11 protein-coding genes and 1 pseudogene are annotated in these 12,539 nt (G+C 39.9%); 5 read left to right on the top strand and 7 right to left on the bottom strand.

The annotated features are described in order from the left end of the window. Positions 1–79 precede the first annotated feature (79 nt). Complete coding sequence (locus tag ACRWSG_RS01820) at positions 80–1,675, top strand: hypothetical protein (protein ID WP_462165459.1); 1,596 nt, start codon at positions 80–82, stop codon at positions 1,673–1,675. A 148-nt stretch (positions 1,676–1,823) separates the two neighbouring features. After that, positions 1,824–3,272 (top strand): hypothetical protein, encoded by a 1,449-nt coding sequence (locus ACRWSG_RS01815; RefSeq protein ID WP_462165458.1) that lies wholly within the window; start codon positions 1,824–1,826, stop codon positions 3,270–3,272. Positions 3,273–3,495: 223 nt separating this feature from the next. On the opposite strand, the gene ACRWSG_RS01810 is transcribed toward ACRWSG_RS01815, so the two are convergent. The 4 genes from ACRWSG_RS01810 to nadK all read right to left on the bottom strand — a co-directional run bounded on the left by ACRWSG_RS01810 (position 3,496) and on the right by nadK (position 7,238). Then, entirely contained in the window at positions 3,496–3,894 is a 399-nt protein-coding gene (locus ACRWSG_RS01810; RefSeq protein ID WP_054551519.1) for a hypothetical protein, read from the bottom strand. 58 nt (positions 3,895–3,952) lie between these two features. Continuing rightward, on the bottom strand, positions 3,953–5,626 hold the full coding sequence (recN, locus tag ACRWSG_RS01805; protein ID WP_054551518.1) for a DNA repair protein RecN: 1,674 nt from the start codon (positions 5,624–5,626) through the stop codon (positions 3,953–3,955). Between the two features lie 68 nt (positions 5,627–5,694). Next, a complete protein-coding gene (locus tag ACRWSG_RS01800) occupies positions 5,695–6,258 on the bottom strand; it encodes a hypothetical protein (protein ID WP_462165457.1) in 564 nt (187 codons plus the stop codon). Between the two features lie 95 nt (positions 6,259–6,353). Further along, on the bottom strand, positions 6,354–7,238 hold the full coding sequence (nadK, locus tag ACRWSG_RS01795) for an NAD(+) kinase (protein ID WP_462165455.1): 885 nt from the start codon (positions 7,236–7,238) through the stop codon (positions 6,354–6,356). A gap of 120 nt (positions 7,239–7,358) precedes the next feature. Between nadK and ACRWSG_RS01790 the strand changes: the two genes are divergently transcribed. After that, positions 7,359–8,303 carry an HrcA family transcriptional regulator gene (locus ACRWSG_RS01790; RefSeq protein ID WP_054551516.1) on the top strand — a complete coding sequence of 315 codons (945 nt, stop codon included), beginning with the start codon at positions 7,359–7,361 and terminating at the stop codon, positions 8,301–8,303. Positions 8,304–8,361: 58 nt separating this feature from the next. Then, positions 8,362–8,970, top strand: coding sequence for a nucleotide exchange factor GrpE (grpE, locus tag ACRWSG_RS01785; protein ID WP_054551515.1), 609 nt, complete (start codon positions 8,362–8,364; stop codon positions 8,968–8,970). Positions 8,971–8,998: 28 nt separating this feature from the next. Here grpE and ACRWSG_RS01780 read toward each other — a convergent pair whose 3' ends face one another. Further along, entirely contained in the window at positions 8,999–10,198 is a 1,200-nt protein-coding gene (locus ACRWSG_RS01780; protein ID WP_054551514.1) for a Bcr/CflA family efflux MFS transporter, read from the bottom strand. A 192-nt stretch (positions 10,199–10,390) separates the two neighbouring features. Here ACRWSG_RS01780 and ACRWSG_RS01775 point away from each other — a divergent pair, with 192 nt between their 5' ends. Then, entirely contained in the window at positions 10,391–11,188 is a 798-nt protein-coding gene (locus ACRWSG_RS01775; RefSeq protein WP_054551513.1) for a M48 family metallopeptidase, read from the top strand. On the opposite strand, the gene ACRWSG_RS01770 is transcribed toward ACRWSG_RS01775, so the two are convergent. Together ACRWSG_RS01770 and ACRWSG_RS01765 are read right to left on the bottom strand one after the other, a co-directional pair. Further along, positions 11,189–11,554 (bottom strand): hypothetical protein, encoded by a 366-nt coding sequence (locus ACRWSG_RS01770; RefSeq protein WP_462165454.1) that lies wholly within the window; start codon positions 11,552–11,554, stop codon positions 11,189–11,191. Positions 11,555–11,678: 124 nt separating this feature from the next. Then, a pseudogene (locus ACRWSG_RS01765) lies at positions 11,679–12,457 on the bottom strand (outer membrane protein OmpK). Positions 12,458–12,539: the final 82 nt, after the last annotated feature.

Here is a 12,539-nt window from a genome sequence, read left to right as displayed (position 1 = left end):
TGGTCTGATGCTAAAGCAGTAATTTAATTATTTTTATTAATTATTTTAGTTAGTCGGCCTAATTTTTAGGTGTAATAATATGAAAAAATCGCTACTTTCAGTTCTTGCAGTCACAAGTGCTTTATCTACAAATGTAGTCGCTAATGAATGTACGGGTGAGTTGTATGGAATTAATTCTGGTCGCGGCCATCTAGGCATTGTTTTTTCTTTAAATGAGCAAGAGCAAACAGCCGCTATTCACTCAAAAGCAAAGTTTTCTTCTGCTGCTATGGCCTATGATAGTGCAAGGGATCGCTTATATTATGTTTCAGCTCCTCGACCGCTAACTTACAAACTTGATCCTAGTGATTTGAACTTATCTGAAGATGAGTTAAAAGATCTGCCAATTAAGGGGGCTAAATACAAATATACTCAGCTTGCTTATGTTGATATGGCAACTGGTGAACACACAGTAGTTTCTCGATCTAATCCAATGACTCGACTGGCTTATGACGCTAATACTGACATGATGTACGGCTCTAAAGGAAGCAAGTTATATACTGTTGATCCTGTATCAGGAAAAACTACATTACTTGGTAACTTAACTGGCTATGGCGACAGCTCAGATATTTTACGCGGTGATATGGTTTTTAAAGATGGCCAACTATTTTTGATCAGTGCTACGAGTATTTTTTCCGTTAATTTGAACACATTGGAGTTAACGAAAAAATCAGAGCATGGCTTAATTGCTGTTACAGGTGCTGCGCTTGATCAAAATGGTGAGCTATTAATTTCTAGAGAAATTATAAACGATCAAGGTCACTATAATACTACCAAGTTATATAAAGCATCGATTGAGACTGGCAAAACGTGTGCAATGGGAACCTACCCGATGCGCATAAATGATTTGGCGCTAAATACAGCAAAACCAGTTGCTTGCTATGCTCAAGCTACATGTAGTGTAGAGCCAGACTCTTTTGTTGTTACAAGTATTGATACGCTAAGAAAAGCAACCTGGCAAGGTTATACACTAAATGGCCACTTAATGGATAAACCACTTGCGAAACTTTTAAGTACAGAAAACTTTGGTGAACAGGGAACTGTTTATAAAACAGTATCTGTAAATCATGATTTTGCAGCGGCAAATTCGATTACTGAAGCTGCGATAGATGCTTATGGCACCGATGTTTTCTTTATTGGTAGTTTCCACAAAAGCGACTTCACAGATAGCGAATTAAATGAAGCTTACAATTGGTCCCTTAAAAAAGGAAACGTAGCGATAATAGCGGGTGATTCTGACTACCCTGAAGAAAAAGTGTATACGACTTGGGGCTATACAGTTACTCGAGATGGTTATGTTGATGGTCCAAATACACAAAACCCAGAAGGAGTAGGTAGTGCAGCTCAAGAGGCAATCTTTGCAGGACCATTTGGTGAAGTATCTCGCTTTTTCCAAGCTGGTGGCGCAAAAGGTTACTTCTCTGAAATGCCTTCAGGGACTCAAGTCTTAGCTGTAAATCAGGATGGCTTGCCTACAATTGTTTTAGATGCTGCAACAGGCGACATAATACTTGCTGATAGCGGTATGCTGACAACACAAAATAAAGAAGACAACTTTACTGATGGTACCGAGGTATCGAGCATGTCAGACCGTTTATTTATGAACTTAATCAATTATGCGAGTGAAATCGATTAATTGTAATTTTAGATGCTAATTGAAATCGCGAGGCTTGTGGCCGCGATTTTGTTTGTGAGTTTTATACCAATTTCGTTCAAAATTATAAGGAGGATAGTAATAAAGTTGAACAGGAAGTGAGTTATTTTTACATTGAAAGGAATTTAAAATGAAAAAGTTTTTATTATCTACAGTTAGCCTTTTAGGCTTAATACCTGCTGGCCTTAGCGCGTCTGAATGTACGGGTGAGTTATATGGAATCAACTCAGGGAGAGGGAGCTCGGGCTTCGTTTTTTCTTTAGATGAGCAAGCGCAAACGGCTAACATTCATTCTGCTGCAAAGTTCTCATCCGCAGCAATGGCTTTTGATAGCTATCGAAACAGACTCTATTATGTTTCAGCCCCAAGACCTTTAACTTATAAACTGGATACGAGTGTTCTCAACTTATCAGATGAAGAGTTAAATGATCTGCCTATAAAAGCCGACAAGTATCGATTTACACAACTCGCCTATGTTGATATGTCTACAGGCAAACACACTGTAGTGGCACGTACTAACCCTATGACCCGTCTTGCTTATGACCCTAACAAAGACGTTATTTATGGCTCTAAAGGGAGTAAGCTTTACCAGGTTGCTATTGATTCAGGTGAAACTCAGTTCTTAGGCAATATGAAGGGCTACGATAGTAGTTCAGATATTCTGCGTGGCGACATGGTTGTTAAAAATGGTGAGGTTTACCTCATCTCTGCCACAAGCATTTTTTTATTGGATCCGGAAACACTGGAGTTAACAAAAAAATCTGAACATGGTTTAACGACGGTAACAGGTGCTGCTCTAAATCAAAATGACGAATTGGTAATTTCCCGTGAAGTCATTAATGATCAAGGTAATTTTAATATTACTAAATTATATAAAGCATCAATCGAAACGGGTAAAACATGCACATTGGGGACATACCCAGTGCGAATAAACGATTTAGCACTAAATACTCTAAAGCCTGTTGCATGTTATGCGCAGCCTACTTGTAGTACAGGAGTAGAGTCGCTTGTAATTACGAGTATTGATAAGCAAAGAAAGGCACGATGGCAAAACTACACATTAAACGCTTACTTGTTTGATTTACCGATGGCTAAACTTGCAAGTCCAGAAAATTTTGGTGAAAGTGGGGTTGTAGCTAAATCAGTATCGGTTAATCATGATTTTGCGGCATCAGGCTCAATTACTCATGAAGCGATTGAAAGCTATAACACTGATATCTTCTTTATGGGTAGTTTTTACAACAGTGATTTTACTGAAACTGAAATTGCAGAGCTATATAATTGGTCAGAGAAGAAAGGAAATGTTGTCATCATAGCATCAGATTCCGATATGACTGACGAGAAGGTGTATTCAAAGTGGGGTTATACAGTAACCAGAGAAGGCTACATAGATGGACCAAATACCCAAAACCCAGAAGGTTTAAACTCTCAAATACAACAAGCTATATTTGCAGGTCCTTTTGGAGAGGTTACACGCTTTTATCAGGACCGGTGGTTCAAAGGGGTACTTCTCAGTAATGCCAGAAGAAAGCCAAGTGTTAGCTGTCAATCCAGATGGCTTACCGACAGTGGTTTTTGACTTGAAATCGGGTGATATATTACTCGCAGATAATGCAATTATTAACTCTCAAAATAAAGTTGGTAATTATACCAATGGTACCGGAGTTAGTAGTATGACAGACCGTTTATTTATGAATTTGATATATTTAGCTAGCGAAATCGAATAACGCTAATCAGCAAATAAGAACTAAAATCGCGAAACGTGCTGTTTCGCGATTTTTTTTGCAGCCAAAGTAATTTCATTACCAGCAACTAGTAAGTGTATTTTTTATCCTGTTAGTGTGTTGTTTAACCAATAAATAATTAATGCCAACAAGCAATGAATGAATACCAGCAAACACAACTAACCATGATGAAAGACCAGCTGTTAGATGATTAACCATTATCAAGCTAGCTAACATGATGACCAATGAATAATTTAATACTGTTTGTAATAATTGCTTAAATCTTAAGTGCTTCCAGTGACTCCATAGAACCAGCAACAATGTAGTTGAGGGCAAGACAAACAAAATACATTTAAATAAAGCAACGACTAACTGCGTATCGTTATAGGGTGGCTCAACCACTGCGCCAAACGAATGCCCTGAGTTAAGCGTTATTAAGGCAAGACCCAAAGCTGTAAGTATATTTTTATTTTTCATTTATAAACTCTATACCATCAAATTCATCAACAATCTAAGTTTCATAGCTAAAAATGGGTTATGCATGTGCGCTTATAAGCTCTTTGGCATTTGCTCTAGCCATTTTACTGATATTGTCACCGGCAAGTAGTCGGGCAATTTCATCAATACGGCCTTCTTTAGATAGCTTATTCATTTGAGTGTAGGTTTCGCCGTTTGCAATTTCTTTAGCTACAAAAAATTGCTGATGTCCAGAGCTTGCAACCTGCGGCAAGTGAGTTACACAAATAACTTGAGTTGATTTACCTAATTGGCGTAAAAGCTTGCCAACTGCAGACGCGGTTGGTCCAGAAATACCCACATCTACTTCATCGAAAATAAGAGTCGGCGTTGTAACACGCTGAGCAATAATGACCTGAATAGCTAAACTAATTCGCGATAACTCACCACCAGAAGCCACTTTAGACAGTGCTTGTAACGGTTGACCTGGGTTGGTAGATACTAAAAACGACACCGTATCAAAACCCATTGCACTTGGCGCTTTATCGCTAGTTTGTTGAATATCAATCGCAAACCTGCCGTTTTCCATTGATAAGTTAGCCATGCTATCACTAATTAATTGATTAAGCGTATCTGCGTATTTATGGCGGCTTTCACTTAACAGTTTTGCTGCTTGTTTATATTGCTCAAGGGCATTGTTAATTTCGCTTTCGAGAGCAACAAGGCGGTCGCTGTTATAACTAATTGATGCTAACTCTTCTGCGATTGACTGATGAAATTCTACCAGCTCTTCTGGTTTTATATGATGTTTTCGGGCAAGGTCCATAGCACCTGTTAAACGCGTTTCAACTTCGTCTAACCGGGCAGGGTCTAAATCAGTTACATCAACATAGCTGCGTATCTCGCGGCTAGCTTCTTCAACTTGAACGGCAGCTTCACTCAGTAATGATGCTATGCTAGATAAGCTTTCATCGTAGCTTGCCAGCTCTGTAAATTGTTGGGCGCTATGTTGCAGCAATGAACACGCACTTTGCTCATCACTTTCGTATAAGTGTTGTAGCTCACGTTGGCATGACTCTAAAATAGTCTGGCTATGGCTTAGTTTATGATGCTCAGCTTCAATCTCTTCGAACTCACCCGGTTGCAGGGCAAATTCATCAAGTTCAGCTACTTGATACTCCAGTAATTGCTTTTGAGCTGCTTGTTGCTGCTGTTGTTGTTCAAGTTGATTAAATTCTTTAATTAACGCTTGGTAGGCTTTAAAGCGCTCTTTAACATCAGCTAATAGCTGGTTGTGGCCGGCATAGGCATCAAGCAGGTGCAACTGATGTTCAGCTTTTAATAAATGCTGATGGGCATGTTGCCCGTGAATAGAAATTAAATACTGACCTATCTCTTTTAATTGTGCAGCGGTAACTGAGCTGCCATTAATGTAGCTCTTGCTGCGGCCATTTTTGCAAATAACACGGCGTAGTAAACATTCGCCTTCACTGTTTGAGAGTAAATGTTGCTCTAAAAAGTGCTGGGCAAGAGGGAGTTGGCTAATATCAAATTGTGCACAAATTTCTGCACGATCCGTACCTGGGCGAACAGCACCTGCATCTGCACGCTCGCCTAAACATAATGACAGGGCATCAATTGCAATTGATTTACCCGCACCCGTTTCACCTGTAATAGCTGTCATACCATTGTGCCACTCAGTACTTAAATTACTTACAATGGCAAAGTTTTTAATTTCTAACCCGATTAACATACTGTTTATCCATCCAGTCAATTAACTGTTAATTTATACAGTGTTTTCGGGTTTTGCAAATTAAATTTTTAAGCTTTGCTTAATTCTGGCAGTTGATTTTCTTGGACTGATTCATTTGCAGCTTGCGTGCTCTGGGCTAGCGGCTGATCGTCCTGTAAATCGGTGGGGGGCTGACATTTAATTACTTCAATCAGCGATGGTAAGGCTTCTTGATAAAACGCTTTATTGTACTCGATGCCGTTGTAAGGCAATTCAGCCATAAAATACTGTAACCTGTCAGCGAGCTGATCAATTTCCTCAGGGCTTTGCGCTTTACTGGCTTCCATTATGATTGTGTTGATAAGCAAATCGCTAATGAATTCGAGGTAAGTGAGATTTTCTTCATTGTGCGCTTGCACTACAAAGTAATTGCTGGTGATCATATTTAGGCGCGAAATATTCTTAGGGCGGATAATTTTGCCTTCGCTAAAATCAATTAATTTATTTTTAAAGTCATTATTGATTTCTTTGACTCGTTGATTAAAACGTTTTTTTTCAGCTTCAATAGCTTTACGACGATTGCTCTCAACCACCCAGTAACAACCTAGTAAGGTGATAAGTAATAATAGAGCAAGAAAAACGATATAACTCATTTCGCCTTAGAATCCTTTAAAAAATACAGCTTTTAGTCTTATTATTTTGCGCTAATCAATACGCCTTGGCAATTAGCTTGAGATAAAAAAGCCACTTAAAATAAGCGGCTTCCCCAATTTAATTTTTTTCTTAATACATTGTAGTAAGAGTATTCCTTTGGATGAATCAAACGTAGACGCTTGTCTGCTTTTTTAATCACTACTTCGTCACCAGGTAATACAGCTAAAACTACGTGACTATCACAGCTGACTTGTAGGCTGTCGGTATTTTCGAGGCTAAGCTTTAAACGTACTTCATTGTCAGCGTCAACCACAAGAGGACGGCTTGATAATGTGTGCGGGAACATAGGAACTAATGAAATCGCATTCAGCTCAGGGGTTAAAATAGGTTCGCCGCCAGATAATGAATAAGCTGTTGAGCCAGTTGGTGTTGAAACGATTAATCCATCAGAGCGTTGAGAAAATACAAAGTCGTTATTAATAAAGGCCTCAAACTCGATCATATGCGCAACTTTATCAGCATGAAGTACCGCTTCATTCACTGCCAAGTTTGCACTTTTGAGTTCGGCATGGCGATATACTTCAACTTCAAGCAAGAAGCGTTTTTCCTCAAGGAACTGGCCACTTAACACTTGTTCTAGGCTCGCTTCAAAACCTTCTGGGTTTAAGTCAGTTAAAAAGCCTAAGTTGCCACGGTTTACGCCAATCACAGCGACATCAAAACGCGCTAATACTCGAGCTGCGCCAAGCATATTGCCATCACCACCGACGACTATGGCTAAGTCTGCTCGTTCACCTAAATCTACCAATTTAACTAGATTTTCTTGAGGAAGGTCTTCAAGTTGACGTCCAGTGCGCTGTTCTACTAGCACTTCGAAACCCAAGGCTCGCAAAAATGTGTGCAGGCGAGCAAGTGTGGCAGCTGCCCCGCTGTGATTAGGTTTGCCAATTAAACCTATGGTTTTAAACGGTGAATCCATGTTATTTGCACTTAAACTTTCATATCGATAGATTACATTAAAAATTAATGCTTTGAAAATAACTTGAAATAAACTTGCTGCGCCCAAATATCCACTGGCAAGAAGCAAGATGTATGAATTATGAAATTAAATCCGCGCGACCAACAAATTTTTTCAGCTGTGATGAGCCTTTACTGTAACGGGGAAGGTCAGCCTGTAGCCTCAACTCGTATTGCCAAACAAAAAGGCATGGCGGTATGTTCAGCTACAGTGCGTAATGCTATGGCACGGCTAGAAAAAGTGGGCTTACTCTATTCGCCGCATACTTCTGCTGGCCGCGTACCAACCAATGCCGGTTTTGATTATTGGCTTGATGAGTTTTTTGCTCTACCTGAAATCGCACCATATTGGCAGCCTGAGCAAGCACAATTAGTCGAGCTTGCCCATGGTTTGAGTCAGCGCTATAAAGTGTGTTGTTGTGTGGGCTTACCTCAAGTCAGCTCACAGTTGGTCTTTCGAGTAGAGGTACTTGATTTTGATGGTAGCAATTGGCTAATTCTACTAATAGATAGAGCAGGGCAAAGCCATAACATTTGCATTACCAAACCTGAAGATTCATCTGATGCCGTTCGTTACCAGTTTGCTACTTGGCTTAATACCGTGTTTAGTCAGCAAACCTTAATGGAAGGCTTATATCGTATGCAGGCAATGGCAGGCACGGCACCAAATAATTGCCATGATTCACTAACACAATGGACTCGGCAATTAAGCCAAAAGCTTGGTTCAGACAACAGTATTGTGGTCGGTGAAAACTACCTTTACCGCCAAGTTGATTGTCAAACCAGTTTAAATATAGGTGTATCGTTTTTAAATTTTGTTGAAGATAAACTTGCATTTAAAAATGGTGTATCGGTATTAAACACAGAGCAATTGCCATTTACAGATTGTAATGAGTTGATGGTGATCAGCGTTCCTTATTTTAATAACCATGAATACCAGAGCCGATTTTGCGTAATTTGTCCAAAATCAGCGCAAATAGAAGCAATCATCCAAGAATTTAAGTTAATCGGCTCATCAGCCTCTTGAATCTTTTAATTCAATCCCCATAATTACCGCAGTTGTAAAGAATTGGAGCATGTAAGCTATGTCTGAGCAGACAAAATCACCAGAGCAAGAAGTTGAACTAAACGAAGAATTTGAACAAATGCAAGCTGAAGTAGAAGCTGCAGAAAAAGCAGCTGAACAAGTTGACGGCGAAGAAATGAGCCCTGAAGCTGAAATCGCTTTACTACACAGCGAATTAGAAGCGGCTAAACAAACTATTAACGATCAAAAAGACAGTGTTGTTCGTGCTGCTGCAGATGTTGAGAACATGCGTCGTCGTGCCGCTCAAGATGTAGAAAAAGCGCATAAGTTTGCACTTGAAAAGTTTGCTAACGAATTATTACCAGTTATCGATAACCTAGAGCGCGCAATTGAGTTTTCTGATAAAGAAAATGAGCAGCTTAAACCTGTGCTTGAAGGTATCGAAATGACTGTTAAGAGCTTTAATGATGCGGTATCAAAATTCGGTGTTGAAATTGTTAACCCACAGGGTGAGCAATTTAACCCTGAATTCCATCAAGCAATGTCAATTCAACCAAGCAATGATGTAGCACCTAACACTGTTCTTGCAGTAATGCAAAAAGGTTATACATTAAATGGCCGTTTATTACGCCCTGCAATGGTTATGGTATCAAAAGAAGCTGAATAAGCTTTAAAGAAAAATAAAAAAATGCCTGTTAATTACAGGCATTTTTTTTGTCCAATTTTCGATGCCAAAGCTGCACGAGTAAGATAAGTATCAGTGCGCTGAACATCATCGCAGAAAATGGAATAGCACTTTGTGGGTGAACAAAAGCAAGAATAGGCCCAACGAGAGCGCCACTGCCGAATCTCAGGGTACCAATAACAGCTGTTGCAGTGCCTGATTTTTCTTCAAATTGCATCAGTATCAATGAGTCCGCATTACTCGCGACAATACCTAAGCTCATCATCAGTGGTGCGATGCTTGCTACGATAAAATACAGTGATAAATGCAGCACACTGAATAATAACAATGCCCCACCAGACACAAAGCCAATGCTAAGGCCAATAAATAACAGTTTACGAGAACCCAAGCGCGGCACTAAACGTGTATTCATAAAGTTACCGAACATTAAAGCCAACACGTTAAAGGCGAATAACACACCGAACAATTGCTCATCTACTTTGAAGAAATCGAGATATACATAAGGTACCGATGTTAAAAAGCAAAAGAATGCGAATGAGGCAAACATTGAGCTGGCAATATCGGCAAGGGCACTGCGGCGTGAAAATACCGTTTTATAACTATTAAAGAACAGTGCCAAACCACGTTGCTGACTCTTAAAGATTGGAATATCGATTAAATGAATTTGCACCAAGGCTAAAATAGCAAAACTGTAGGCCGCCAATGCAATAAAAATAACCTGCCATGTCGAAATACCCATGATCAATGAGCCTAGAGTAGGAGCAATTAATGGGGCAACCATCATGATCATCGAGACATAAGACATGCCTTTGGCTGTGTTCTCTCGGTAAATATGGCGAATAATACCCGGCACTACAACGGTTGCAGCGGCACCTGTGAATGCTTGCACGGCTCTTAAAGACCAAAATAATTCGATGTTAGTACAAAATGCCAGTGCTAATGAGCTGATGCCAAATAGCGCTAAACCCACCTTAGCAAGTAATCGTCTACCAAGCTCATCGGCTATCGGGCCAAAAAACAACATACCCAGGGCATAACCCGCCAAATAAATACTGAGCGAGATTTGCACATTTGGCATGGTAGTTTGTAAGTCGTTGGCAATAACCAACATCGCTGGTAAATATAGATCAATTGCCAAAGGCGTAATCGCGACAATACTTGCCAGTAAAGGTAATAAAATGCGTTTATTTAAAGTCTCAGGGGAAGGCATTGTTTACTCATTCATCAAATAGTAGGTCACTATTGTAGCAGTGTGAGTCACTGTGGTGAACTTAGTTTGCCTGCTAAGTAAAAGAATTAACTAAATGGTAACAACTGAGTGGGTGATTGTTCATTTTCATATAAAATTAAGCAATGCTTTGCTATATTAGCCTCAATTACACAAAGTATTTGAAGGACTAGTATGAAAAAGTTAATCATGGCAGTGTTAGCCACCGCTGTTTTAGCTGGCTGTAAAACCTCTCCAACAGGGCGTACCCAAATCGCACTTTATTCAGATCAACAAATGAGCCAAATGGGTCAAGCAAGCTTTGCTGAAATGAAAAAAACACAGCCTGTTAATACTGATCCAGGTGTCAATGCTTATGTAAAGTGTATTGCCGATGATGTTATTGCGGTTTTACCTAACGAGTATGCCAAGCAGTCTTGGGAAGTTGTTGTATTTGAAGAAGATTCAGCAAATGCATTTGCATTACCGGGGGGGTATATTGGTGTTCATACAGGTTTATTAAAAGTCGCTGTAAACCAAGACCAATTGGCTACAGTACTAGGTCACGAAGTTGCACATGTTATTGCTGAGCACTCTAATGAGCGTGTATCACAAAACGCACTATTACAAACAGGCCTACAAGTTGGTGGTGCAGCACTTGATATGGGTAATGTTCAATATCGTGGCGAAATTATGCAAGCCTTAGGCTTAGGCGCACAGTATGGTGTTGTTTTACCATTTAGCCGCTCACATGAATCAGAAGCGGATATTGTTGGCTTAGATTTAATGGCAAAAGCAGGGTTTAACCCAGAGCAATCAGTTTCGCTTTGGCAAAATATGAGTGCAGCTGGCAGTAGCGGTACACCTGAGTTTATGTCGACTCACCCAGCACCGGGTAACCGCATCAAAGAGCTTCAAAAGCATATGTCGGAAGCATTAAAAGCCCAACAAGCGGCGCGAGCAAAGGGTAAAACCCCGCAGTGTAAGTTATGATCAATTGATCAAAGGTTGAATATCGACATTCTGCCAATGATATCTATTATTTTCAAAAATACACACCTTTCCTGGGTAAGTTAACTGATCCAATGTAGGAGCTGGTAGCTGCTCAGGAATACCACATTTTTGCGCCAGACTGACCATAGATATACTTTCAACTAATGGAGTGATATCTATATCTTTCCAATTACAATTATTTGCTTGGCAAAAACAAGCCTTTCCGTCGTAAGTAGCTTGGTTAAGTTTTGGCATTGTATATGGTTTAGGCAAACCGCACTTTATCGCAGGTTTAAGCTCAGCTGTATTGGCTAAGAAAGAAGTGGTTAAAATTAATAAGCTACTAATGATAAATGATTTATTCATGACATTCCCCTAAATTCTAACTTTAGAACTATGAGCGAATGTATGTCAAATTTTGTTATTTAGATATAACAAAGCCTGTAGTTTAACTGGCTACAGGCTTTTATTTTTTTCAGCTTACAGCTTATTAGAACGTCCACTCAACGTGAAGTTGTGGTACTGACTCAGTTGTGTCTGTACCTAGCTTGTTGTGCCAGTATTGCCACTCAAGGCCTAGCAGTAAGGTGTTTTCTTTCATGCTCATTGCGTGACCTAAATCCCACGTAATGATTGGCTGCGCTAAAATCCACGCTTTAACATCTTCGCCAAATTCATTTTCACGCTCTGCAATGTATTCAACATGGCGCTTGTTACGTTGAACTTTTGTGAGCCAATAGTGAATGGGTAGCCCCAAGCAACATCAATCATCCAGCTGTTCGTTTCAGTTGGAGCACCACCGCGTGCTACACCTTCACTGTCATCGATGTAAGCGGTAAATAAAGTAGATAAAAAGCTAAAGCCAGGTGCTTGCCAGCTGAGCTTTACACCCGGTAAATACTTAAGAACTTTCGAATCGCCTGCGGCATTAAAACCTGCCGTTAAACCTACATCAGTAATTGCGCCGTATGAGAAATCACTGCCAGAGATTTTTGATAAACTGAATGTTGAATACCATTCGCCGTAAAAGTCTTTATCTTGATAACCATCTTGACGGTCGTCATTGCTGTAATCAATAAAAAAGAAGTTGTCGCCATAGTCATAACCAGACGCATGCTGTAGTGATACAACCGTGGTGTTTGACTTAGTCAATGAAAACGGGTTTTTGTGTTCACCGTTATTAACGTGTAATTGCGTAGAGCTCCAATTAGCGGCATAGCTCGAAGTACTTACTGCACAAAGCGCAGCAACAGAAAGGATCTTTTTCAAGTTCGTATCTCAATATTGATGGTGTAATGGGGGATATAAAGTGAGGATTATAGCAGATACGCCCATATTTGGGCGTATCGAG

The sequence above is a fragment of the Pseudoalteromonas sp. GB43 genome, assembly GCF_054923805.1.
Note: the sequence above shows the minus strand (reverse complement) of the source record. Positions and strands in the feature narration are given on the sequence as shown.